Source organism: Pseudomonas sp. GM55 (genome assembly GCF_000282395.1).
Lineage (GTDB): Bacteria > Pseudomonadota > Gammaproteobacteria > Pseudomonadales > Pseudomonadaceae > Aquipseudomonas > Aquipseudomonas fluorescens_CC.
Window position 1 is genome coordinate 1 of sequence record NZ_AKJJ01000106.1, and the last position, 23,269, is coordinate 23,269.

Consider the following 23,269-nt stretch of genomic DNA (forward strand, 5'->3'; position numbering starts at 1 on the left):
CGGCTTGCCGGCGAAGGCGTTTGCAATGTTGACGCATGACTCAAGGCCGCTTTCGCTGGCAAGCCAGCTCCTACAGATGCAATGCCTGTCGAGCGGGCACAAAAAAACGCGACAGTCGCCTGTCGCGTTTTTGCTTGCCAGTCGCGGTTAAACGGTCGGCAAGCTCGGCGCCAACACGCCCTGACGCTTGCGATGAATCAGGAAGTACGCGCCATAGCACAGCGCAATGAAGCCAAAGCCCCAATACAGCGACGGACGCTGGGTTTCATCCAGGGCCAGGAACACGAACAGCGAGCAACACAGCGTGATGCACATCAGCGGCAACACCGGGAACCAGGGTGCACGGTACTTCAGGTCACTGAGTTTGCCGCCGTCACGCAAGTACGCCTTGCGGAACTTGTACTGCGCCAGCGCGATGACAATCCAGGTCACGGTGCCGGACATGCCGCTCACCGCCATCAGCACCATGAACAGGGTGTCGGCGGCAACGAAACTGGTCATCAGCGACACCAGTGCGAAGCACAAGGTGATGCTCAAGGCACGCAACGGCACGCCACGCTTGCTCAATGGCGAAAGACTTTTCGGCGCCATGCCGGTTTTCGACATCGCCCACAGAATGCGCGTCGAGGCATACAGGCCAGAGTTGCCCACCGACAGGATCGCGGTGAGGATCACGAAGTTCATCAGGTCGGCGGCGTAGGGAATGCCGACCATGTCGAACACCTGCACGAACGGGCTCTCCATCAGACCCGCCTGCTGCCATGGCACGATGGCCGACAGCACGACAATCGCCAGCACGTAGAAGATCAGCACGCGGAACACCACGTTGCGCACGGCGCGGGGAATGCTCTTTTCTGGCTGATCGGTTTCACCGGCGGCCACGCCCATGATCTCGCAACCCTGGAACGCGTAGACCACGGTCATCATCACCGCGAACACGGCTGACAGGCCGTTGGGGAACAGCGAATCGCCGATCAGGTTGCTCGCCATCGGCGCGGGTGCGCCGCTGCTCAGGGGCATCACGCCGAAGATCACCAGCACGCCGACCACGATGAAACCGAGAATGGCCGCGACCTTGATCCCCGAGAACCAGTATTCGGCCTCACCGAAAGCGCGGGTCGCCAGGGCATTGATGCCGAACAGCACCACCACGAACAGTGCCGACCAGTACCAGATCGGCACATGCGGGAACCAGCGCGTCATCAGCATGCCGGCGGCGGTGAACTCCAGGCCGACGGTGGTGGCCCAGCTCATCCAGTACACCCAGCCGATCATGAATCCCGTGGCCGGGCCGATGTATTTAGTGGCGTGGGTCTGGAACGAACCGGACACCGGCATCTGCACCGACAGTTCGCCCAGGCAGACCATCACCAGGTACATCAGGAACCCCGCGACCAGGTAAGCCAGGATCGCCCCCACCGGGCCGCCCTGGTTGATGGTCACGCCGGAGCCCATGAACAGCCCGGTACCGATGACGCCGCCCAGGGACAGCATGAAAATGTGCCGGCTTTTCAGGGCACGGGTCAGCTGAATGCCTTTTTGATCAGTACTGCGCTCAGTGTTTGCGTTCATGTCGGCACCTCAGCAGTCAGTGAGGTGTACAGCGCGCGACAGGACGTCACGGCGCAGGGTGGGATCAGCTTTACGGCAATTCATTATTATTATCTCCAATAAGCTTCGAAGACCGCGCTGCGGCGGTTGCGTCGATTATTGGAAAGCCATGTAAGTTCGCGTTGACCGTAAAGATCGAAGTTGTAGAAAGTCGTAACAAACTTGTACGTCAGCTCTGCAACAGGCCTTTCAGGGTGGTCAGTGCGTGCTGTAATTGTTCATCCAGCGCGGAGGTCATGCGGTGGATCGCCGATTCATCGTTGACCAGGGCCGACGTTTCCAGCGCTCTCAGCGTTGTGGCCAGTGAGCGGAAGCCCAGCGAATCACAGCTACCGGCCAGCCGGTGAGCCAGTTGCGCGACCTCCGTGCAGTCGGCAGCGACAATGGCTTCATGCAGCGCATCGCGATGCTGAAGAATCGAGTCGCGCAGCACCGCCAGCAGGCCCTGGACTTTTTGCTCGCCGAGCAAGTTGCGATGGGTCTGCAACAGCGGCCAGTCGATCGTCTCGTCATGCACAAGCGACTCGGCGACGGGGGTGTGCCCTTCCAGCACCTGGCGCAGGTTATCCAGCTTCAGGGGCTTGGCCAGGATGCCGTCCATGCCGGCCTCCAGATAACCTCGCACCAGCGCCGGTTGCACGCTGGCGGTCAGGGCGAAGATGCGGGTATGGCGGTTCGGCCCGTCGCTGTGGCGGATCTGCCTACATAACTCGACTCCGCTGATGCCCGGCAGATGCACGTCCAGCAACAGCAGGTCGAAAACCTGCGCGGCACAGAGTGCCAGCGCCTGTTGCGCCTCTTCGGCCAGCCACACTCGGTGACCGTCCCGTTGCAGCAGGCCCATGGCCACTTCGCGGTTGAGCGCCACGTCTTCAACCACCAGGATATTCAGGGCCGGACCCACCGCGCGAACCGGCGCGACTGCCACCACAGCACTGGCCGGCTGCAGGCAAAGCTCGAACCAGAAGCAACTGCCGCGCCCCACTTCACTGTCCACGCCGATGCAGCCGCCCATCTGCTCCACCAGATGTTTGCAGATCGCCAGTCCCAACCCGGTCCCGCCAAAACGTTGCGCGACTTCTTCGCTGGCCTGGGTGAAGCGCTCGAAAATCTTCGCCTGCATCGCCGGGGCAATGCCAATGCCGTCGTCAGTGACACTGACCCGCAGGCGCTGCCCCGTCTGTTCGCCGGTTTCAGCGAGTAGCGCCACTTCGACGCTGACTTCGCCGCCTTCGGTGAACTTGATCGCGTTGGCCAGCAGGTTGCTCAGCACTTGACGCAGGAACTGCTCGGCACCGTGGTGATGCTCGGCAATCCGCCTGTCGACCTGGCAACTGAGGATCGTGTCGTTGTTCAGCGCTCGCGGTTCCAACAGTGTCAGCACCTCGTCAAGCAACTGGCGCAGCGAGAAATCCACCGGTTCGGGATGGCTGACGCCCTCCTCCAGTCTGGCGAAATACAGCACTTCGTTGAGGATCGTCAGCAAGCCTTCGCCAGCCTTGTGCAAGGCATCCAGGCGCTTGCCGTCCTGTGCATCCAGAGGTGCGCCGCGCAACAGTTCGGCCATGCCGAGGATGCCATTGAGGGGCGTGCGCAGTTCGTGGCTCATGGTCGCCAGAAACCGCGATTTGGCGAGGTTGGCCGCTTCCGCTTCATCCTTGGCCCGCATCAGGCTGGCGGTACGACGCTCGACCATTTTCAGCAGTTCGTCGCGGTTGTCCTGCAAGGCCAGTCGATCTGTTTCCCGGCGCTCGATGTCCCGCAGGATCGCCCGGCGCATGTCGTCCAGCGCGTGGGCCACTGTATCGATTTCGTCACTGCCGCGACGCTTGTCCAGGCGCAAGGGTTCCTGCCATTCACCGGCGGCGATGCGCCGGGCGAACTCGGCCATGACTTTCAGGTGCCGGGTCACCAGTCGATAAAACAATCCCGACAGCGCAATGGCCAGGCCGCAGAGAAACACTGCCATCCACAACAGGCTGGTCAAACCGGTGGCGTACAGACGCTGGTACACCGCCCCCAGATCCGTGCTCACTTCCAGTTCGCCAAGGTTGCGCAACGGACCGGACGGCGGCTGATAATCCAGGGCGAAGCGCTCGATGCGCAGCGGTCCCGCGGGCTCTGGATTGCCCTGTATCAGGTCGAAATCGGCGCTGATCAAGTGCACCCGGGCGACGTCGGAGAAGTCCACCAGGCCGCGCAGTTGCACGTTCAGCTGTTCCTGGTTCAAGTCCCAGAGGCTGCGTTCCAGACTGGCCAGGTAACCGGCGCGAATCAACTCCATGCGTGAATCGATGTCGCGCATTTCCCGTCGATACTCGATGTACAGTTGCACGCTGCTGGCCAGCACGGTGAAGCACAGGCTGAACAACAGAATGAACAGCAGCAGCCGGCGCAGCAGTCCACCGGGACGGGCGCGAATCATTGCGCATCCGCCGGCAGGTTGATCATGTCGCGGTAGGTCACTTCGCTTTCGTTGAGCCAGCGCTCGATGTCGCCGGCATCGACCATGCGCTGCAACTGCGCATTGATCTCGGGCATGCGAGTGGCCAATGGCGAGCGCCGTGACACGGCGACCCGCAGGTAGTCCACGCTCAACGCCTTGGGCAAGGCGACGATGTCCTGGCCGCCGGGCAGGTTTTCCACGTACAACTGGCCGGTGCGCCGCTCCTGGGTGATGAAATCGATGCGCCCGCGAATCAGCTTGCCGAAGTTCTGGTGGCTGTCGGAAACCCATTCGATGTTGTTGTGGCGCACGACCATGCGATCGAACGCAACGCCGTAGCTCTCGCCGAACAACAGGCCGCCACGGTAATGGGCGAGGTCGTCCAGTTGTTCGAATTTCACCGGGTGCTTTCGGTTGATGAATAGCGCCACTTCCTCACGCAATACCGGCACCGTCGAGAACAGCATGCTCTGCTCCCGCTGCGCGGTGCTGTAGGCCAGCACCACATCGACCCGGCCTTCGGCGGCGTCCAGCAGGCAGCGTTTCCAGTTGCCCAGCACAACCATCTCGACTTCATACCCCAACTGGCCGAACAAGTGCTTCACCACACTGGGCGCCAGTCCGCGCACCTGCTTGCCGTCGCTCCAGGAGATCGGTGGGTACACCGGGTAATCGCAATAGCGAACCTTGTCCGCCGCGACGGCATGGCCGGCCATAAACACCGCCAGCAGGCAAAGCCAACGCCTCATCAGGTTCAGGCCGCCACACCGGCGGTGAACAGGTAACCGGCGCCGTGAATGGTGATGATCAACTGGGGTTCGGCCGGATCGTCGTGCAGCTTGCGGCGCAGGCGCCCGACCAGTACGTCGATGGAGCGGTCGTTGGGCACCCATTCGCGGTTGCGGATCTGGTCCATCAACTGGTCGCGGCTGAGGGTGTGGCCGCTGTTGCGCAGGAACACGCTGAGCAACTGGTATTCGCCGTGGGTCAACAGCGTTTCACTGCCCGACGCATCGATCAGCCGACGGCGGTCGGTGTCCAGCGACCAGTCGGCGAATTGCTTGACCGGTTTGGCCACCGTGACGGCAGGCGCTGGCGTTTGCGCATGACGTACCCGGCGAATCAGGTTTTTCGCCCGAGACACCAGTTCCCTTGGATTGAGGGGTTTGATCACGTAGTCATCGGCGCCGCATTCGAGGCCGACGATGCGGTCGATCTCGTCGTTGCGTCCGGTGATCAGGATGATCCCGACTTCCGAGCGCACCCGCAGCTCGCGGGTCAAGGTCAGACCGTCCTTGCCCGGCAGGCGGATGTCGAGCATCACCAGGTCCACCGACTGGCTGGCGAGGAAGGTTTCCGCCAGTTCCGCCGTGGCGGCGCAATGGACGTCGTAGCCTTCCTGAGACAGGTAGGCGTGCAGCAGATCGCGAATCAGCGGATCGTCATCGACGATCAATACCCGAGGAGTCATCGCTTGGTGTCCGGCTCAGGCCCGAAAAGGCCAGTTTCTTATTAGAGTGTTTTCCCGCATCGGCGCCAGAGAGTATCCATTGCTGAACGACTGATCAACAGTCGCTCGTCTGCAGGCAAAAGCGCTGGCGTCCACCGGCCTGCAAACCATCGACCCAGGCCTCGCAAATCTGGATGCCCTGCTCCGGGGTGAAGGTGCCGGGGTTCAGCCCGGACTCCAGCCACAAACCGTCGAGCAACGCGCTGAGGCTGATGGCCGCAAGGTCGGCATCGAAGCTTTCCCAACCCTCCTCCTGGGCCAGTTCCGCCAGCACCTTGCGCAGGATGCCGCGATACTCGCCATAGGAATGATCGTGGGCCTGATTGATGGCCTCGGCGGTTTTCACCGCGCCCCAGAACGCCAGCCACGCATCGATCAATTGTGGATCGAGCAGTTCGGCGGAAAACGAACCGCGGAAAAATGCCGACAAGCGCTCCCGGGCATTCGGCGCGGCTTGCTCCATGGCGTCGCGCAGCAAGGTCATGACCCGCCCGGTGATGGCCATGTAGGCCTCGGCCACCAGCTCATCCTTGCCGGAATAGTGATGGCTGATCAGCCCCACCGAGACCCCGGCCTCGGCGGAAATCTTGCGGATCGACGCGCCCTGGAAGCCATGACGCTTGAGGCACACCAGCGTCGCCTCGATCAGGTTGGCTTTGCGCAACTCCGGTTCCATGCGGGAAAAACGGGCTTCCTGATTCATGGGCGACACGCTCCTTGGTTCAATCGTTCAAGCCCGCACGGGTAAGCGGCGGGCTGAACGACTGTACAGCAAGAGCGGGCAATATCTCTAGTCGGGTGTAAGCCAGATGGACCGTGCCGCCCGCATCGCGGGCAAGTCGGATCGCCGCACCGCCGCTCCCACAGTGGTTTTTGTTGTTCGCAGATGTCGCGTACACCCACTGACCCTGTGGGAGCGGGCTTGCCCGCGATGAGGCCAGTTCACACAACCGAGAATCTGGATCAGTCCCGATACCCCGGCGCCACCCGATCCAGCATTCGCAACAACGCCGCCCAGGCCAGTTGCATCGCATCCGGGTCAGCAAGTTCACCCTCTTCCAGCGGCCGCCCCGGATCATTGAACTGACGCTCGGTGTGCTCACACACCTGCGCCGACGGCAACACGACCTCTCCCGCCGCCATGGCCGCCAACTGGATTTCACAGGCCTTTTCCAGGTAGTACATGCGCAAGAAAGCCTGGCTCACCGTCTCGCCGACGGTCAGCAATCCATGATTGCGCAGCATCAGCACCGGCTTGTCGCCGATATCCTGCACCAGGCGCTCTTGTTCGCTCAGGTCCAGCGCCACACCTTCGTAGTCGTGGTAAGCAACCCGGCCATAAAACTCCATGGAAATCTGATTGACCGGCAACAGTCCGCACTTCAACGCCGCCACCGCGCAACCGGATCGGGTGTGGGTGTGCAGCACGCATTGCGCATCTTCACGGGCACCGTGGATGGCGCTGTGGATCACGAAGCCGGCCGGGTTGACCGGGTACGGCGACGGCTCCACGGCGTGGCCATCGAGGTCGATCTTGACCAGGTTGGACGCAGTGATCTCGTCGAACATCAGCCCGTAAGGGTTGATCAGAAAGTGATGCTCCGGCCCCGGAATGCGCACCGAGATGTGGGTGAAGATCAAATCGGTCAAGCGAAAGTGCGCAACCAGGCGGTAACAGGCCGCCAATTCCTCACGCAGGCGCTGCTCGGTTGCGCTGCGCTCAGGGGCCAGGTGGCTGGCGATGTTGTTCATTGTTCTGGTTCTCCAGGGTGATCGGCTGGGGCAGACAATAAGGCTGGACGCGTGTGTACGTCCAGCCAACGCCCCTTGTAGGAGCCAGCTTGCTGGCGAAGGCGGCCTTGAGTCTTGCGTCGACCATCAGGCCGTCTTCGCTGGCAAGCCAGCTCCTACAAAGGCAGCGCCTGCACAGTCAGGTTATTTGCTGGCCCAGGCGTTGAAGCGCTCTTCGAGCTCTTCGCCATGATCGACCCAGAAACCGACGTTCATCGACAGCGCGCCCTTGAGGTTCTGCGGTGCAGTGGGCACCCATTGCGCCAGTTTTTCGTCCAGCCGTGCGGCAGCCTGGGTGTTGGTCGGGCCGTAGGGGATCTGCTGCACGTAGTTGACCTGGGCATCCGGTTGGTTGGCGAAGGCGATAAAACGTTTGGCCTGATCCACATGTTTGGACCCTTTGATGATCGCCCAGTAATCCATGCCATACAGACTGCCGGGCCAGACCAGGCCAAGGTGACTGCCTTTCTGCGCGGCGTCGGCGATGCGCCCGCTGTAGGTCGAGGTCATCACCACATCGCCAGCGGTCAGCCACTGTGGCGGTTGTGCGCCGGCTTCCCACCACTGGATGTATGGCTTGAGCTCAGTGAGTTTGGCGAAGGCCCGGTCCACGCCTTGCGGGGTGCCGAGGACCTTGTAGACGTCTTCGGTTTTCACGCCGTCCGCCAGCAGGGCGAACTCCAGGTTGTACACTGCGCGTTTGCGCAACCCGCGTTTGCCGGGGGTTTTCTTCACGTCCCAAAAGTCGGCCCACGAGGTCGGGGCCTGGGCCAGTTTGTCGGTGTCGTAGGCAATTGCCACGCTCCACACCAGCGCGGCAGAACCGCATTCCTGTGCCGCCTCGGGGATCAACTGGTCGGCGTGCCCCAGGCGCGTCCAGTCCAGACGCTCGTACATGCCCTCTTCGCAGCCGCGCATCAGGTCCGGGCCTTCGATCTGCACCACATCCCAATCGACATTGCCGGTGTCGACCATCACTTTGATTTTGGCCATTTCGCCGTTGTATTCGCTCTGGATCACTTTGCTTTGATCCACGGCGGCGAACGGTTGAAAGAACGCCACGTCCTGGGCTTTTTGTCCGGCTCCGCCGTAACCGACTACCACCATGTCCGATGCTGCCTGGGCACTGCCCAGGCCCATGGCCACGGACAACACCAAGGGATAAAAACCGTGCTTGAGCGTATTCGATTTCATCAGTGGTTCCTCTGGCAGGTGCCCTGCGGACACATTCCGCCCAGGCCCTTTTTTATTGTTGTGAGGTAAGCCCCAGGAGCAGGCTCGAAGCGAAATTACTGCAAGGCGCAGTAAAAAAACAAGTTGATTTTTTACTGAAGGTAAATTTCTATAGACCAATAATAACAACGCCGAAAACCTGCTGCCTCTGTAGGAGCGAGCTTGCTCGCGATGGACGTTAACGATGGCGCGTGTTGTCTGGATGAACGCGTCGCCCTCAAGTCCATCGCGAGCAAGCTCGCTCCTACACAGGTCAGCCTGCCTGGAGTACCCGCACCATGCCGTCCTCGACACCTGCCTTCGCGCACCTGTTCGAACCCCTGGAGATCCGTGGCAAGCGCCTGAAAAACCGCATCATGTCCAGCGGTCACGACACGTCGATGCCCACCGACAACCTGGTCAATGAACAATTGATCGCCTATCACCGGGCACGGGCCGAAGGCGGTGCGGGGCTGATCGTGCTGCAGGTGGCCGGGGTGCACGACAGTGCGCGCTACACCTCGCACGTGCTGATGGCCACTGACGATGCGTGCATCGAGGGCTACCGCAAACTGGCGCAAACCTGCCATGCCCACGGCACCGTGGTGCTGTCCCAGGTGTTCCATCCGGGACGGGAGATCATGGAGTCCAGCGATGGCTTGCTGGCGGTGGCCTACTCCGCCTCGTCGGTACCCAACGAACGCTTCCGGGTGATGCCCCGCGCGCTGGATCAGGCAATGATCGACGAGATCGTCGCCGGCTATGCCGCCGCCGCCCGGCGCCTGCATCAGGCCGGGATCGATGGCGTCGAGGTGGTCGCCAGCCATGGTTACCTGCCGGCGCAATTCATCAATCCGCGGGTCAACCGGCGTACCGATGGCTACAACGGTGATCTGGAACAGCGTTTGCGTTTTCTGCGCGAGGTCATCAAAGCCGTACGTGAGGCGACCGATGAGCAGTTCATCGTCGGCTTGCGTATTTCTGCCGACGAGCGCGACCCGGAAGGCCTGACCGAAGACGAATCCCTGGCCGCCGTGCAGTCGCTGCAAACGCAGCTCGATTATGTGCACATCGTCGCCGGCACCTCGGCGTCCCTTGGCGGCGCTGTGCATATCGTGCCGCCCATGGCGATCGAAGCCGCGTACCTGGCGAGGGAAGCCGGGACGTTCAAGGCCAGCCTGAACATTCCATTGTTCGTCACCGGGCGCATCAACCAGCCTCAGGAAGCCGAGCTGATTCTGGCCCGGGGCCAGGCCGATGTCTGCGGCATGACCCGCGCGCTGATCTGCGACCCGCAGATGCCCAACAAGACCGACACTGGCCGCGTCGAAGACGTGCGCGCCTGTATCGCCTGCAACCAGGCGTGCATCGGGCACTTCCACAAAGGCTTGCCGATTTCCTGCATCCAGCATCCGGAAACCGGTCGTGAACTGATTTTTGCCGAGCGTAAACCGACGATCACTCGCAAGCGCATCATGATCGCCGGCGGTGGCCCGGCCGGCATGAAAGCCGCCGCCGTCGCTGCCCAGCGCGGACATGACGTGACCCTGTACGAAGCCGGCTCACAACTGGGCGGTCAGGTGTTGCTCGCACAACTGCTGCCTCGGCGCAGCGAATTCGGCGGTGCCAGCACCAACCTGCAGCGGGAAATGGAGCTGGCCGGCGTGCGCGTGGTGCGCAACACACGGGTCAACCGGGCATTGGTGGAGCAGGAAAAACCGGACATGGTGATCATCGCGACCGGTGCCGAGCCATACTGGCCAGCCTTTGAGCGCGGTGGTGAGCTACAGGTGGTAGACGCCTGGCAAGTGCTGCGCGATGAAGTACAGGTCGGCCGTTCGGTGGTGGTGGTCGACTGGCGCTGCGACTGGATCGGCCCCGGCATCGCCGAACGCCTGGTGCGCGCCGGGCATCAGGTGCAACTGGCGGTCAACGGTACCCATTGCGGAGAAAACCTGCCGCTGTACGTGCGCGATCAACTGGCCGGCGAGCTGCATAAACTGGGGGTGCCGATCACGCCGTATGCGCGGCTGTATGGTTGCGATGACAACACGGTCTACCTGCAACACACCGCCAGCGGCGAACCAATGCTGATGGAAAACATCGACACCCTGGTGCTGTGCCAGGGTCACCAACCGGTGGATACCCTGGGTGCCGAGCTGCAAGGGCTGGTGGAGTTTCGCCGCATCGGCGACTGCCTGGCGCCTCGCACCGTCGAAGAAGCGATTTATGAAGGCCTGAAAGTCGCGTGGGAGCTTTAAGGCTGTTTATACTCCGGGGCTTCACCGCAGCGCTCTGTAGGAGCTGGCTCGCCAGCGATGGTCGTCAACGATAACGCGTGCTCACTGGGTAACCGCGGCGTCTTTACTTGCATCGCTGGCAAGCCAGCTCCTACAGGGGGTTATGGTCCCCTTCCCGGTTCGGAATTTTCCATGAGCAACAACAGCACCACACCGCCCGCACCCGGCAACGCCGAACCGCATTTTCTCGGCACGCGCATTCGCGGCCTGCGCAAACGTCGGGGCATGACCCTGGCGGAACTGGCGCAACAGAGCGAACTCACCGCCGGCTACATCAGCCAGCTGGAACGCAACCTCGCCTACCCGTCGATCCCGGCGCTGTTCAACATTGCCCGCAGCCTCGGTGTCACCATCCAGTGGTTCTTCGCCAGTGAAGCGGTCACCGCCCCCGAAGACGACGGCGTCGTGGTGCGCAAGAACAGCCGCCTGAACGTGCATTACGAAGACGGCATCGTCGACCAGTTGCTGACGCCGCAAGCCAACCGCCAACTGGAGATGCTCCACTCGCGTTTCCCGCCCGGCACCTACAGCCAGCAAAGCTACAGCCACGAAGGCGAAGAAGCCGGTTACTTGCTGTCCGGCAGTTTTGAGCTGTGGGTTGGCGAGCGTCATTTCCAGCTCAACGAAGGTGACAGCTTCAGCTTTTCCAGCCAGGAACCTCACCGTTACGGTAATCCCGGCGAGGTGGACGCGGTGGTGATCTGGGTGATTACGCCGCCGACTTTCTAACGCCGGCCGCGCCCGATTGGCTGCGCGACATTCCCGCGCTTGAGGGTGTCGCTCGGCAATTCCTTGAACAGCGCACGATAGCTGCTGGAAAACCGCCCCAGGTGCCAGAACGACCAATGCATGGCCACTTCGGCCACGGTGGTTTGCGTGGGTGAGCGGCTCAGCAGTTCGCGGCGGGCGCTGTTGAGTCGGCGCAAGCGCAGCCATTGGGTTGGCGACATGCCGGTGTAGGTCTTGAACGCATGCTGCAACTGGCGCAGTGAAACCCCGGCAACCTGGGACAGCTCCAGCAGGTTGAGGTGTTCTTCCGGGGTGTCCGCCGCCCATTCCCCTACCCGCTTCATGATCGCCCGTTCTCCCGCACGGCGCTGCAATGCGCCCTGGTCGAGGCCGACACACGCGTTGTCGAGAATGAACAGGCAGTCTTCCAGCAGCTGTTGGGTCAGCGCTTCGCGGCTCGGTGGGTCGATGGTCTGCGACAGCCGCGTCAGGGTCCCGCTGAGCCAACGGCAGAACAGCGCGTTCTGCTGAGAGTTGAGCGGTGCCATGAACAGCCCTTCGAGCCGGGCGATGTCGAGGCTATGACGCTTTACAAACTCCGGACCGAACACCACGGCGATTTCCTGGTAGTTCTCCGGGGTAATCCAGATGTTGCGACTTTCGCCATTCAACACATACAGCGCGTTGTCGCCGCGGTCGAAGCAGAACGACAGCGACCCCTGAGGCGCGCTGAAATTCTGCTCGACCCGGGTGTTCATGTGCTCTTCGTAAATCTCCACGCCCTGCAGATCCAGGTAGCGCACCAGACCTGCGAAATGCCCCGGCGACATCTGTTGGTAATGCTGGACCCAGCCCGGTGTGGCGCGGATTTGCTCAGCGACATCGGCGGTATTGAACGCTTGGACCTGGAGTGAATTGCACGTCGACATAAGTGACCTTGCGCACTCTTTTGGTGCGCTTTGTGCTGCTTAAAGTGGATAGATGGAACTGCAAGGCTCGCCCAAGATAGACGTCAACGCGCTACAGGGGAAGTGTCCGGCGGATGAAACCGGCCTCTCCTGGCGTTAATAAAACCAATAACGAGGTCTTTATGAATGTCCCTTTCGATCAGCTGTTCACTTGGCTGAAAGATCACAAGATTACCGAAGTCGAGTGCGTCGTCAGCGACCTGACCGGCATTGCACGCGGCAAAATCGCACCCACCAACAAGTTCCTGCATGAGCGAGGCATGCGCCTGCCGGAAAGTGTGCTGTTGCAAACGGTAACCGGGGACTTTGTCGACGACGACATCTACTACGACCTGCTCGACCCGACCGATATCGACATGGTCTGCAAGCCGGATGCCGATGCCGTCTACGTGGTGCCGTGGGCCATCGAGCCGACCGCCATCGTGATCCACGACACCTTCGACAAGTTCGGCAACCCGATCGAACTGTCGCCGCGCAACGTGCTGAAAAAAGTCCTGCAGCTGTACACCGACAAAGGCTGGCGGCCGATTGTCGCGCCGGAAATGGAGTTCTACCTGACCCAGCGCTGCGAAGACCCTGACCTGCCGCTCAAGGCACCGATGGGCCGTTCCGGTCGCGCCGAAAGCGGTCGTCAGTCGTTCTCCATCGACGCCGCGAACGAATTCGATCCGCTGTTCGAAGACGTCTACGACTGGTGCGAACTGCAAGGTCTGGACCTCGACACGCTGATTCACGAAGACGGCCCGGCACAGATGGAAATCAACTTCCGTCATGGCAACGCACTGGACCTGGCCGACCAGATCACCGTGTTCAAGCGCACCATGCGAGAAGCGGCGCTCAAGCACAACGTGGCGGCGACCTTCATGGCCAAACCGGTCGGCGATGAGCCTGGCAGCGCCATGCACCTTCACCAGAGCGTGGTGGACATTGCCACCGGCCAGCCGATCTTTGCCGATGCCAATGGCAACATGAGCGAGCTGTTCCTGCACCACATCGGTGGCTTGCAGAAGTACATCCCGAAAGTGCTGCCGATGTTCGCGCCGAACGTCAACTCGTTCCGCCGTTTCCTGCCGGATACCTCGGCGCCGGTCAACGTCGAATGGGGCGAAGAAAACCGCACCGTCGGCCTGCGCGTGCCGACCTCCAGCCCGGACGCCATGCGCGTCGAGAACCGTCTGCCGGGCGCCGATGCCAACCCGTACCTGGCCATCGCCGCCAGCCTGCTGTGCGGTTACCTGGGCATGGTCGAGCGCATCGAACCGAGCGCAGCGGTACAGGGTCGCGCCTATGAGCGTCGCAATCTGCGCCTGCCGATCACCATCGAAGACGCCCTGACCCAGATGGAAGAAAGCGACACCATCAGCCGCTACCTGGGCAGCAAGTTCGTGCGGGGCTATGTCGCGGTCAAACGCGCCGAGCACGAGAACTTCAAACGGGTGATCAGCTCCTGGGAACGTGAGTTCCTGATGCTCAGCGTCTGACAACCACGATCCCGCTAAAAAACTCGCTCCCCCTGTAGGAGCTGGCTTGCCAGCGAAGACGGTCTGCCTGATACACCGCTTTCGCTGGCAAGCCAGCGCCTACAGGGAGAGGCGCAAAAAATTCGGAAGCATCCAATAATTCCAAGAGGTATCGATATGCGTCTATTGAAATCCATGGTTCCGGTCGCGCTGGCAGTGCTGTTCAGCACCGGTGCCCAGGCTAAGCCACAGGTCAGTGTCTATAACTGGACCGACTACATCGGCGAAACCACCCTCGCCGACTTCCAGGCCAAAACCGGGGTCAAGGTGATCTACGACGTCTTCGATTCCAACGAAACCCTGGAAGGCAAACTGCTTGCCGGGCGTACCGGGTATGACGTGGTGGTGCCGTCGAACCACTTCCTCGCCCGTCAGGTAAAGGCCGGCGCGTTCCTCAAGCTCGATCGCGAGCAACTGCCGAATTTCACCAACCTTGACCCGAAACTGCTGACGCTATTGGAGAAAAACGATCCGGGCAACGCACACTCGGTGCCGTACCTGTGGGGTACCAACGGCATTGGCTATAACGTCGACAAGGTCAAGCAGGTGCTGGGCATCGATCACATCGACTCCTGGGCCGTGCTGTTCGAGCCGGAAAACATCAAGAAACTGAGCGCCTGCGGCGTGTCGATGATGGACTCGGCGGACGAAGTGTTCCCGGCGATCCTCAACTACATGGGCATGGACCCGCGCAGCGAAAACCCCGAGGACTTCAAAAAGGCCGAAGCCAAGCTGCTGCAGATCCGCCCTTACATCACCTACTTCCACTCTTCCAAGTACGTCTCGGACCTGGCCAACGGCGACATCTGCGTGGCGTTCGGTTACTCGGGTGATGTGTTCCAGGCCGCCAACCGCGCCAAGGAAGCCAACAACGGTGTGAACATCGCCTACGCCATTCCCAAGGAAGGCGCCAACCTGTGGTTTGACCTGTTGGCCATCCCCGCCGACGCCAGCAATCCGAAAGAAGCCCACGCCTTCATCAACTACCTGCTGGACCCGCAAGTGATTGCCAAGGTCAGCGCTTCGGTCGGCTATGCCAACCCGAACCCGGCCGCCAAGCAGTACATGGACCCTGAGCTGGTCAGCAATCCCGAGGTTTACCCGTCCCAGGCAGTCCTCGACAAACTCTACATCTCCACCACGCCGCCGCAGTCGATCATGCGCCTGATGACCCGCTCGTGGAGCAAAGTGAAGTCCAACAAATGAACCAGTACACCAAGGAACACGCCCTCTCCTATTACGCGGCGTCCGCCAAGGGGATGAAGCAGCGTCCCGCCCTGGCCTCGGACCTTGAGGCCGATGTCTGCGTGGTCGGCGCAGGTTTCACCGGCATCAACACCGCCATCGAGCTGGCCCAGCGCGGGCTCTCGGTGATCCTGCTGGAGGCCCGGCGGATTGGCTGGGGTGCCAGCGGGCGCAACGGCGGCCAGTTGATACGCGGCATCGGTCATGACGTCAGCGGCTTTGCCAGGCATGTGGGCGCCGAGGGGGTGCAGTACCTGGAACAGTCCGGGGTCGAATCGGTGCAAGTCGTGGCCAATCGCATCCGCGAACACGGCATTGATTGCGACCTGCGCTGGGGGTTCTGCGAGCTGGCCAACACCCCGGCACACTTTGCCGGGTTGAAGGCCGAGCACGCCGAACTGCTTGAGTCCGGTTACGCCCATGAAACCCGCCTGATCGAACCTGGCCAGATCCGGGAGCACGTGGTGAACTCCGGCGTTTACGCCGGCGGCCTGGTAGACATGGGCTCAGGCCACCTGCATCCGCTGAACCTGGCACTCGGCGAAGCGCAAGTCGCCGAGTCCCTTGGCGTGCAGATCTTCGAACAGAGCCCGGTACTGGAGCTGATCCACGGCGGTACCGTGCAAGTACGCTGTGCCGGTGGCACTGTGCGTGCGGGCACGTTGGTGCTGGCCTGCAATGCCCATCTGGAAGAGCTGGAACCGAAGCTCAGTGGCAAAGTGCTCCCGGCGGGCAGCTACATCATCGCCACCGAACCCCTGTCAGAAGACGCCGCCAGGCAACTGATCCCTCACAATGTCGCGCTGTGCGACCAGAAAGTCGGCCTGGATTACTACCGGCTCTCGGCTGATCGGCGTTTGTTGTTCGGCGGTGCCTGTCATTATTCCGGGCGCGACCCGGCGGACATCGCTGCCTACATGCGCCCGCAGATGCTCAAGGTGTTCCCGCAACTGGCCAGTGCGCGCATTGATTATCAGTGGGGCGGCATGATTGGCATCTCGGCCAACCGCTTCCCGCAGGTCGGGCGCTTGAGCCAGCACCCGAACGTGTTCTACGCCCAAGGTTACTCCGGCCATGGCCTGAACGTGACTCACTGGTGCGCAAGGCTGTTGGGCGAAGCGATCCACGCCGGCCACAGCAAAGGCTTCGACGTATTCAGCGCCGTGCCGCACATGACCTTCCCCGGCGGGCGTGCCCTGCGCTCGCCACTGCTGGCCCTTGGCATGTTCTGGTATCGGATGCGGGAAATGCTGGGCTGACACAATCCTTGCGAAAGGCAGCTGTATCTTGTGGGAGCCTGCTCGCTCCCACAATGCTTTGTGGTCGCATTCCACACTCACTCGATTCCGTTGTTTCGACTTTCGATTTGCTCAATTGCAAGGCACTTCTATATTGAGGGGGTGCTCTGAATTTCCTGCCTTCTGTTGAGCCTGGCCCATGGCAACTACTGATCAGCTGATCATCTGCGAGCACTGCGACAGCGTGTACCAGAAAGTAACGCTCGCCAAACATCAGAAAACCCTGTGTACGCGCTGCGGCGGCGTGCTTCAACGCTATAACGGCCTCACGGTGGAACAGCGTCTGGCGTTGACCTTCACCGCGTTGATGCTGTGGCTGTTTGCCAACTTCTATCCGGTGATGAGCATCAGCCTCAAAGGCATGAAAAACAGTGCGACTTTGTGGGACTCGGTGCTGGCCCTGAGCCTGGGGCCCATCACGTTCATCGCCATGGTGGCGGCGATCGCCATGATCATCGCGCCGATCTTCCAGTTGTTGCTGCTGATCTGGGTTTTGGGCTTCGCCCTCGCCCGGCAACGCTCGCCGGGATTCAGATTCTGCATGCGCTGGCTGGAAGCCTTGCGCCCCTGGAGCATGCTCGAAGTCTGCCTGCTGGGCGCCATGGTCGCGGTGATCAAGCTCGCCGGGCTGCTCGACGTGCTGCCCGGCATAGGTCTGTTTGCCCTGGCTGTGCTGAGTCTGATGATGATCCGCATCGCCGGGCGCGATATCCGCGACTTATGGGACATCTTATGAGCACGCCTCCGTACGCCGACGAGCTCAACCTGTGCCTGTGTCACAGCTGCGGGCTGGCCTGCGACATGACTGGCGAACCTCACGAATGCGAGCGCTGCGGCGCGCCTTTGCATCGACGCAAAACCAATGCCCTGACCCGGACCTGGGCCTACATGATCGCGGCCCTGGTGTTTTACATCCCGGCCAATTTGCTGCCGGTGATGAACACCGAAATGGTTGGCCACGGTGCCGACAGCACGATCATGAGCGGCGTGCTGGAGTTCTGGGAAGCCGGGGCCTGGGATATTGCCCTGATCATTTTCATTGCCAGTATCGCGGTGCCGGGCGTCAAGTTCGTCGCCATCACATTGCTGCTGGTCACTGTGCACCGCGACAGCGAGTGGGCACGCATCGAGCGGTCGAAGCTGTACCGGTTCGTCGAGGTCATCGGCTACTGGTCGATGCTCGATGTGATAGTGGTCGCCCTGGTGGCCTCGCTGGTGAAATTCCAGGCCCTGGCCGACATCGAGCCGCGTCCGGGCATTTTGTTTTTTGGTCTGGTTGTGGTGTTCACCATGCTCTCGGCCATGAGTTTCGATCCACGCATGATCTGGGATAAAGAACGGCAAAACCCACACAATGAGGAGGTCACGGATGAAGTCACAAGCCACTGACGGGCCGCAAGCCCCAGGGCCGGCGCCGGTCAAGACCCGCCGCTTCAGCGTTTCGCTGGTCTGGATCGTCCCGATCGTCGCGGTGCTGGTGGGAATCTCGCTGGTGGTTCACAGCATGCTGCAGGAAGGCCCGACCATCGTTGTCACGTTCAAGACCGGGGACGGCCTGACCGCGAATAAAACCGAAGTCAAATACCGTAATGTCGTGATTGGCCAAGTCTCTGATGTGGAACTGAGCAACGATCAGAAGAGTGTCAACGCCACCATCAAGCTGTCCAAGCAGGCTGAAAGTTTTACCCGCGAAGATTCGCAGTTCTGGGTCGTGCGTCCGCGCATTGGCGCTGGCGGTGTATCCGGTATCGATACGCTGCTGTCGGGCGATTACATCGGTGCCGATATCGGCCAGGCCAACGGCCGGGCAAAAAACTTCAAGGGGCTGGAAAACCCGCCGCCCATCACCTACGGCGAGCCGGGCAAGCGTTTCACCCTGTTCACCCAGGACCTGGGGTCGCTGGATATCGGCTCTCCGGTTTACTACCGCAAGATTCCGGTGGGTCAGGTGGTGGCCTACGCACTGGACCCGGACGGCAAGGGCGTGAACATCGAACTGTTCATCCATGCCCCCAATGACAAGTACGTCACCGAAAACACCCGTTTCTGGAACGCCAGCGGCATTGACGTGAACGTCGGTGCCAACGGTTTTGCGGTCAAGACCGAATCGTTGTCGTCCTTGCTGGTGGGCGGCATTGCTTTCCGCGCCCCCGACTACAGCCCTGACGATAAACCCGCTGCGGCAGAGTATGCCTACGAGCTGTTCGACGACCAGCAAACCGCCCTCGCCCCGCCAAACGGCAAGCCGCAGTACCTTGCCATGCGATTCGACCAGGCACTGCGCGGGCTCAAGGTGGATGCTCCGGTGGAGTTCCTCGGTGTCGAAATCGGCAAGGTGGTGGCGGTCAATCTGGATTACGACGAGAAAAAACGTTCCTTTCCGGTCAACGTCGGCATCGTGATCTACCCGCAACGCCTGGGCCAGGCCCACATCAAAATGCTCAAGGCGCTCAGTCATGACCCCAATGACGAAGCCGGGGGTGTGCGCCTGATGGGCACCTTCATCGACAACGGCCTGCGGGCCCAGGCCCGCACCGGTAACTTCCTGACCGGCCAGTTGTACATCTCCCTGGATTTCTACCCCAAGGCAGAAAAAGTCGCTTTCGATGCAAACGCACGCCCGGTCGTGATTCCGACCATTCCGGGCAGCCTCGAGCAATTGCAGGAAAAACTCGAATCCATGGTCGACAAACTCAACAAACTGCCGATCGAGCGTATCGCCGGCAACCTCGATGGCAATCTCGTCGAGCTGCGCAAAGGCATGATGCAATTCAACGGCAAGATCCTGCCTGGCGTGCAATCCACCTTGTCGGATGTCAGCAAGACGCTGGAAACGGCCAATTCGACCCTGCAATCCGCCAGTTCGACCTTGGCCGAGGACTCGCCGCAACGGGAAAAACTGGGGCAGACCCTGGATGAACTGGGACGCACCTCGAGATCCTTGCGTGATCTTTCTGATTACCTGGGACGGCATCCGGAATCGCTGGTTCGCGGCCGCCCGAACAATGCCGCCCCCGTGGATCTGCAAGGGCCACCGCGCAATTGAACACAGGAGCATCACCCATGGCTTTACCGCTGAAGTTCACCCTGGTCACCGCGATGTTGCTGCTTGCCGCTTGCCGCAGTGACCCGATTCAGTTCCACACCCTGACCCCGGCCCAGGTGGGTGATCATTCAAGGACCACCGCCGGGGTGATTCAGATCGAGACGATCAGCGTGCCGCCCCAGGTTGATCGAGCGCAGATTGTCATTCGCCAGGGCAACAGTGGCCTGGCAATCCTGGAAACCCAATGGTGGGGCGCGACCCTCGTGGACGAATTGCGCAGTGCACTGGCCGATCAATTGGGCAACAGTCCGGTACAAGGCAAATATTCAGTACGGGTCGATGTGCAGCGTTTTGACTCGGTTCCCGGTCAATACGCGTTGATGGACGTGAAATGGCGCCTGCGCAGTGCCGGCGCCGGCGACACGGAACGGGTGATTTGCCGCAGCACCTTGCAAACGCCGTCAGGCGCGAGCATCGACGACCTGGTGCTTGCCCAGCAAAACAACGTCAAACGCCTGGCCTCGCTGATCAGCCTGGCCGCCAGCAGGCCACAGGCGACCTGCCCTTCGCCCTGAACACCCTTTTCACGCTTCCCGGACTAACGGCGACAAGTTCGCCGTCAGTCCTATCCCATATTTCCCCTCTGTTTCCCACTGTCATTCCACGCTGGAGCAATAGATAACAATTCCCAGTAACAAACTAATTAGCCGAGGGAATCCCTTCTGCAAATTTTTCACATTCCTTTCACCGTTCCGACAGCTGTGCAGACTTAACTTTGGCTGCAGTTAATTCGCTGAACCCAGTCTCGGCGAAAATTTATCGTGCTGTTTCACACGTTGTTCAACAGCACCTCCCTGCGCTCCAACTGGTGGACAAACTTGGTCAACTCCGTCTCGCGTAAACCGTCTTCGCGCCTGTCCAGATCGGTCGTGGCCATTGGTGCACTGACCGTCGCCGTACTGGCCACCGGTTTTCTCCTGTGGCCGAAATCACCGACCAACCTGGCCCAGGAGGGCGCGCAAGCCCGGGCCCAATTGCTGCAACAGTGGGAGGCCGGCGAGATCGCGGTGCTGGTTCGTCACGCCGAGCGCTGCGACCGTTCCAGCAATCCTTGCCTGGGCCCGGCCGATGGCATTACCCGTGTTGGTAGTGAGGCGGCCGCCGGTGTCGGGCAAGGCCTGGCGCGCCTGGGTTTGAAGCACACCGATATCCTGACCAGCCCGGTCACGCGCACCGTGCAGACCGCGCATTACATGTTCAACAGCGACCCACGAACCCAGGAGTGGCTGGCGACTTGCGGTACGACCCTGCGTAACGACGTCGTGGCGCACAAGGTTGCCCATCGCAACCTGGTGCTGGTGACCCACAGCGGTTGCATCGCGGACTTTGAAAAGCAGACCGGCTTCAAGCATTCGGCGAAGGACGCCGAGTACGCCAGTTCGTTATTTGTCCGCATCGATGGCAATGGCCAACTGCAAGTGCTCGGCATTGTGAATGCCGAAGACTGGAACACTCTGTTACAAGAAAAAAACTGAAATCATTACAGATCGAAAATTCAGGCACTAAGTTGTTTCAAGCCGGACTGAATGAATCTTGAACAGAACAGCGAGAAGTGTGATTGAACTTCTCGCCGTTCAATATCATTCCAGTTTTCTCTGTTGCACGTTGCACATCACACTTCAACCAGCCATCCAAGCGCCAAGGTCGAGACATGACGTCAAATCAGCCACTGCCAGACTTTGCTGGCCATTCTTCCCGCCTGCACACTCCAACGGAGCCAGCCAATGAACGCTGGATGCTGTTCGCGTTGGTACTGGCGTTCATCGCATTCTATTTGCTGCCGTTGATGAGCCACGGCCTGTGGATTCCCGATGAAACCCGTTATGCCCAGATCAGCCAGGAAATGCTGCAGGGCGGGAACTGGGTGTCGCCGCACTTCATGGGCCTGCGCTATTTCGAGAAACCGATTGCCGGGTACTGGATGATCGCCATCGGTCAGGCGGTGTTTGGCGACAATCTGTTCGGGGTACGCATCGCCTCAGCACTGAGTACCGGGCTGAGCGTGTGGCTGACCTGGCTGATTGCCCGCCGGTTCTGGGGCGATCCGCGCAAAAGCTTTGCCTGCGCACTGTTGTACATGAGCTTCGGGCTGATTGCCGGTCAGGCCGGGTACGCCAACCTCGATCCGCAGTTCACCCTCTGGGTCAACCTGAGCCTGGTTTCCCTGTGGTTTGCCATCGACGGTCGGACCACTCGCGCCCGCCTGGGGTCCTGGGCGGTCCTGGGCGTCGCTTGCGGCATGGGCTTCATGACCAAGGGCTTTCTGGCCTGGCTGCTGCCGGCGGTGATCGCCCTGCCCTACATGCTCTGGCAGCGTCGCATCGGCGAGCTGTTGCGTTACGGGCCACTGGCTGTGGTGGTCGCCGCGGCAGTCTGCTTGCCCTGGGCATTGGCCATCCATCATCAGGAACCGGATTTCTGGAATTTCTTCTTCTGGAACGAACACGTACGCCGCTTCGCCGCCGACAATGCGCAGCACGCCCGTCCGTGGTGGTTCTACCTGCCGATGCTGGTCGTTTCCGCCCTGCCCTGGGCTGTGTTGTTGCCGACAACGTTCATCCAGGCCTGGAACGACAAGCGTCAGCCCGTCAGCGGTTTTCTCCTGCTCTGGCTGTTGTTGCCATTGGCGATATTCAGCATGAGCAGCGGCAAGTTGCCGACTTACATCATGCCGTGCCTGTTACCGCTGGCGCTGCTGATGGGCCATGCGCTGACCGGCCTGCTGCAACAGGCACGGGGACGGACGATTCGCGTCAACGGATGGCTCAACGTCGTCATTGCCACCACGGCCCTGATTGCTTTGCTGTACCTGCAACTGAGCAAAGAGATTTACCAAAATACCGAGATGTTCAGCCTGTCCCTGGCGTTCATCGTGCTGCTGGGCTGGATCATCGCCAATGCCCTGCAAATCCTGCGGCCATTGACGTTATGGGCGATGCCGGCCCTCGGCATCTGGCTGCTGGTGGCGCTGCTTCCCGCCGCCATGCCGGGCCAGATTGTCGACAGCAAGATGCCCGACCGGTTTATCTCCGAGCACCTGGACAGCTTGAACCAGACCACCTCGTTGCTGAGCAACGACCTGGGCGCAGCCTCGGCCTTGTCGTGGCTGACCGGGCGGCCGGAGGTGGCGCTCTATAATGTCATCGGCGAGCTGAAGTACGGCCTTTCGGATCCGGCCGCGGCCTCGCGCAAAGTGACCAGCGAAGATATCGGGCGATGGATGACCGAGGCACGTAAAAAAGGCTCGGTCGGAGTGGTGATGAGAGTCAACAGCGTCGACGAGATTCAGGAGGTCGAGGCGCTGCCCACCGACGGCAAACGTTATCAGCGCGGCAATCTGCAGGTCCTGATCTTCCCGCAAATCCAGCCCTGATAGCCAAGAAGAAAAAACCCGAGTGGCCTGGCCGGCCTCTCGGGTTTTTTCGTTTCCGCCAGGTGCAATCAAGCCGATCTTCGCGAGTGGGGTGTTCAGCACAGCGGCAAGGCCGGTACTCTTCGCGCCATCCATCGATAGCGATTAACCACCGAGAACC

General features: G+C 60.9%; 19 protein-coding genes. 11 read left to right on the forward strand and 8 right to left on the reverse strand.

All coding sequences use genetic code 11. From position 1 onward, the window contains the following. Nucleotides 1–147: 147 nt before the first annotated feature. From PMI31_RS23850 to PMI31_RS23880, 7 genes are all read right to left on the reverse strand, one after another. Nucleotides 148–1,572 carry an amino acid permease gene (locus tag PMI31_RS23850; RefSeq protein ID WP_008021562.1) on the reverse strand — a complete coding sequence of 475 codons (1,425 nt, stop codon included), beginning with the start codon at nucleotides 1,570–1,572 and terminating at the stop codon, nucleotides 148–150. 208 nt (nucleotides 1,573–1,780) lie between these two features. Continuing rightward, nucleotides 1,781–4,036, reverse strand: a complete 2,256-nt coding sequence (locus PMI31_RS23855) for a hybrid sensor histidine kinase/response regulator (RefSeq protein WP_008021565.1) — start codon at nucleotides 4,034–4,036, stop codon at nucleotides 1,781–1,783. Further along, on the reverse strand, nucleotides 4,033–4,806 hold the full coding sequence (locus PMI31_RS23860; protein ID WP_008021568.1) for a substrate-binding periplasmic protein: 774 nt from the start codon (nucleotides 4,804–4,806) through the stop codon (nucleotides 4,033–4,035). Before PMI31_RS23860 ends, PMI31_RS23855 begins: the two co-directional genes overlap by 4 nt. Before the next feature lie 5 nt (nucleotides 4,807–4,811). Further along, nucleotides 4,812–5,528 (reverse strand): response regulator, encoded by a 717-nt coding sequence (locus tag PMI31_RS23865; RefSeq protein WP_008021569.1) that lies wholly within the window; start codon nucleotides 5,526–5,528, stop codon nucleotides 4,812–4,814. A 94-nt stretch (nucleotides 5,529–5,622) separates the two neighbouring features. Further along, complete coding sequence (locus PMI31_RS23870; protein WP_008021572.1) at nucleotides 5,623–6,270, reverse strand: TetR family transcriptional regulator C-terminal domain-containing protein; 648 nt, start codon at nucleotides 6,268–6,270, stop codon at nucleotides 5,623–5,625. Between the two features lie 260 nt (nucleotides 6,271–6,530). After that, nucleotides 6,531–7,319 carry a class II aldolase/adducin family protein gene (locus tag PMI31_RS23875; protein WP_008021574.1) on the reverse strand — a complete coding sequence of 263 codons (789 nt, stop codon included), beginning with the start codon at nucleotides 7,317–7,319 and terminating at the stop codon, nucleotides 6,531–6,533. 183 nt (nucleotides 7,320–7,502) lie between these two features. After that, nucleotides 7,503–8,552, reverse strand: a complete 1,050-nt coding sequence (locus tag PMI31_RS23880; protein ID WP_008021576.1) for an ABC transporter substrate-binding protein — start codon at nucleotides 8,550–8,552, stop codon at nucleotides 7,503–7,505. A 317-nt stretch (nucleotides 8,553–8,869) separates the two neighbouring features. Here PMI31_RS23880 and PMI31_RS23885 point away from each other — a divergent pair, with 317 nt between their 5' ends. Continuing rightward, complete coding sequence (locus tag PMI31_RS23885; RefSeq protein WP_008021577.1) at nucleotides 8,870–10,831, forward strand: oxidoreductase; 1,962 nt, start codon at nucleotides 8,870–8,872, stop codon at nucleotides 10,829–10,831. Nucleotides 10,832–11,002: 171 nt separating this feature from the next. After that, nucleotides 11,003–11,599: a cupin domain-containing protein gene (locus tag PMI31_RS23890; protein ID WP_008021580.1), complete on the forward strand. Its 597-nt coding sequence runs from the start codon at nucleotides 11,003–11,005 to the stop codon at nucleotides 11,597–11,599. Here the strand turns inward: PMI31_RS23890 and PMI31_RS23895 are convergent. Further along, a complete protein-coding gene (locus tag PMI31_RS23895) occupies nucleotides 11,596–12,528 on the reverse strand; it encodes a helix-turn-helix domain-containing protein (protein WP_008021581.1) in 933 nt (310 codons plus the stop codon). The two genes, PMI31_RS23890 and PMI31_RS23895, sit on opposite strands and share 4 nt — an antisense overlap. Before the next feature lie 161 nt (nucleotides 12,529–12,689). Between PMI31_RS23895 and PMI31_RS23900 the strand changes: the two genes are divergently transcribed. The 9 genes from PMI31_RS23900 to arnT all read left to right on the forward strand — a co-directional run bounded on the left by PMI31_RS23900 (nucleotide 12,690) and on the right by arnT (nucleotide 23,109). Beyond that, nucleotides 12,690–14,048: a glutamine synthetase family protein gene (locus PMI31_RS23900; RefSeq protein WP_008021583.1), complete on the forward strand. Its 1,359-nt coding sequence runs from the start codon at nucleotides 12,690–12,692 to the stop codon at nucleotides 14,046–14,048. Nucleotides 14,049–14,204: 156 nt separating this feature from the next. Next, a complete protein-coding gene (locus PMI31_RS23905; RefSeq protein WP_008021585.1) occupies nucleotides 14,205–15,293 on the forward strand; it encodes a polyamine ABC transporter substrate-binding protein in 1,089 nt (362 codons plus the stop codon). Beyond that, a complete protein-coding gene (locus PMI31_RS23910) occupies nucleotides 15,290–16,591 on the forward strand; it encodes an NAD(P)/FAD-dependent oxidoreductase (protein ID WP_008021586.1) in 1,302 nt (433 codons plus the stop codon). The genes PMI31_RS23905 and PMI31_RS23910 overlap by 4 nt, the downstream gene beginning before the upstream one ends. Before the next feature lie 178 nt (nucleotides 16,592–16,769). Beyond that, nucleotides 16,770–17,366 (forward strand): paraquat-inducible protein A, encoded by a 597-nt coding sequence (locus tag PMI31_RS23915; protein WP_008021587.1) that lies wholly within the window; start codon nucleotides 16,770–16,772, stop codon nucleotides 17,364–17,366. Then, nucleotides 17,363–18,019, forward strand: coding sequence for a paraquat-inducible protein A (locus PMI31_RS23920; RefSeq protein WP_008021588.1), 657 nt, complete (start codon nucleotides 17,363–17,365; stop codon nucleotides 18,017–18,019). The genes PMI31_RS23915 and PMI31_RS23920 overlap by 4 nt, the downstream gene beginning before the upstream one ends. Then, on the forward strand, nucleotides 18,000–19,676 hold the full coding sequence (locus PMI31_RS23925; RefSeq protein ID WP_008021589.1) for a PqiB family protein: 1,677 nt from the start codon (nucleotides 18,000–18,002) through the stop codon (nucleotides 19,674–19,676). Before PMI31_RS23920 ends, PMI31_RS23925 begins: the two co-directional genes overlap by 20 nt. A gap of 17 nt (nucleotides 19,677–19,693) precedes the next feature. Then, entirely contained in the window at nucleotides 19,694–20,251 is a 558-nt protein-coding gene (locus tag PMI31_RS23930) for a PqiC family protein (RefSeq protein WP_008021590.1), read from the forward strand. A gap of 303 nt (nucleotides 20,252–20,554) precedes the next feature. Continuing rightward, nucleotides 20,555–21,211 (forward strand): histidine phosphatase family protein, encoded by a 657-nt coding sequence (locus tag PMI31_RS23935; protein WP_043302611.1) that lies wholly within the window; start codon nucleotides 20,555–20,557, stop codon nucleotides 21,209–21,211. A gap of 176 nt (nucleotides 21,212–21,387) precedes the next feature. After that, nucleotides 21,388–23,109, forward strand: coding sequence for a lipid IV(A) 4-amino-4-deoxy-L-arabinosyltransferase (gene arnT, locus PMI31_RS23940; protein ID WP_008021592.1), 1,722 nt, complete (start codon nucleotides 21,388–21,390; stop codon nucleotides 23,107–23,109). The last annotated feature ends 160 nt before the right edge of the window (nucleotides 23,110–23,269 follow it).

What these genes read in the sequence shown, in the direction of transcription:
- arnT (WP_008021592.1), top strand. Translation starts at nt 21,388, where the DNA reads ATGACGTCAAATCAGCCACTGCCAGACTTTGCTGGCCATTCTTCCCGC.
- PMI31_RS23875 (WP_008021574.1), bottom strand. Translation starts at nt 7,319, where the DNA reads ATGAACAACATCGCCAGCCACCTGGCCCCTGAGCGCAGCGCAACCGAG.
- PMI31_RS23860 (WP_008021568.1), bottom strand. Translation starts at nt 4,806, where the DNA reads ATGAGGCGTTGGCTTTGCCTGCTGGCGGTGTTTATGGCCGGCCATGCC.
- PMI31_RS23880 (WP_008021576.1), bottom strand. Translation starts at nt 8,552, where the DNA reads ATGAAATCGAATACGCTCAAGCACGGTTTTTATCCCTTGGTGTTGTCC.
- PMI31_RS23855 (WP_008021565.1), bottom strand. Translation starts at nt 4,036, where the DNA reads ATGATTCGCGCCCGTCCCGGTGGACTGCTGCGCCGGCTGCTGCTGTTC.
- PMI31_RS23885 (WP_008021577.1), top strand. Translation starts at nt 8,870, where the DNA reads ATGCCGTCCTCGACACCTGCCTTCGCGCACCTGTTCGAACCCCTGGAG.
- PMI31_RS23925 (WP_008021589.1), top strand. Translation starts at nt 18,000, where the DNA reads ATGAAGTCACAAGCCACTGACGGGCCGCAAGCCCCAGGGCCGGCGCCG.
- PMI31_RS23905 (WP_008021585.1), top strand. Translation starts at nt 14,205, where the DNA reads ATGCGTCTATTGAAATCCATGGTTCCGGTCGCGCTGGCAGTGCTGTTC.
- PMI31_RS23910 (WP_008021586.1), top strand. Translation starts at nt 15,290, where the DNA reads ATGAACCAGTACACCAAGGAACACGCCCTCTCCTATTACGCGGCGTCC.
- PMI31_RS23890 (WP_008021580.1), top strand. Translation starts at nt 11,003, where the DNA reads ATGAGCAACAACAGCACCACACCGCCCGCACCCGGCAACGCCGAACCG.
- PMI31_RS23895 (WP_008021581.1), bottom strand. Translation starts at nt 12,528, where the DNA reads ATGTCGACGTGCAATTCACTCCAGGTCCAAGCGTTCAATACCGCCGAT.
- PMI31_RS23870 (WP_008021572.1), bottom strand. Translation starts at nt 6,270, where the DNA reads ATGAATCAGGAAGCCCGTTTTTCCCGCATGGAACCGGAGTTGCGCAAA.
- PMI31_RS23930 (WP_008021590.1), top strand. Translation starts at nt 19,694, where the DNA reads ATGGCTTTACCGCTGAAGTTCACCCTGGTCACCGCGATGTTGCTGCTT.
- PMI31_RS23865 (WP_008021569.1), bottom strand. Translation starts at nt 5,528, where the DNA reads ATGACTCCTCGGGTATTGATCGTCGATGACGATCCGCTGATTCGCGAT.
- PMI31_RS23850 (WP_008021562.1), bottom strand. Translation starts at nt 1,572, where the DNA reads ATGAACGCAAACACTGAGCGCAGTACTGATCAAAAAGGCATTCAGCTG.
- PMI31_RS23920 (WP_008021588.1), top strand. Translation starts at nt 17,363, where the DNA reads ATGAGCACGCCTCCGTACGCCGACGAGCTCAACCTGTGCCTGTGTCAC.
- PMI31_RS23900 (WP_008021583.1), top strand. Translation starts at nt 12,690, where the DNA reads ATGAATGTCCCTTTCGATCAGCTGTTCACTTGGCTGAAAGATCACAAG.
- PMI31_RS23915 (WP_008021587.1), top strand. Translation starts at nt 16,770, where the DNA reads ATGGCAACTACTGATCAGCTGATCATCTGCGAGCACTGCGACAGCGTG.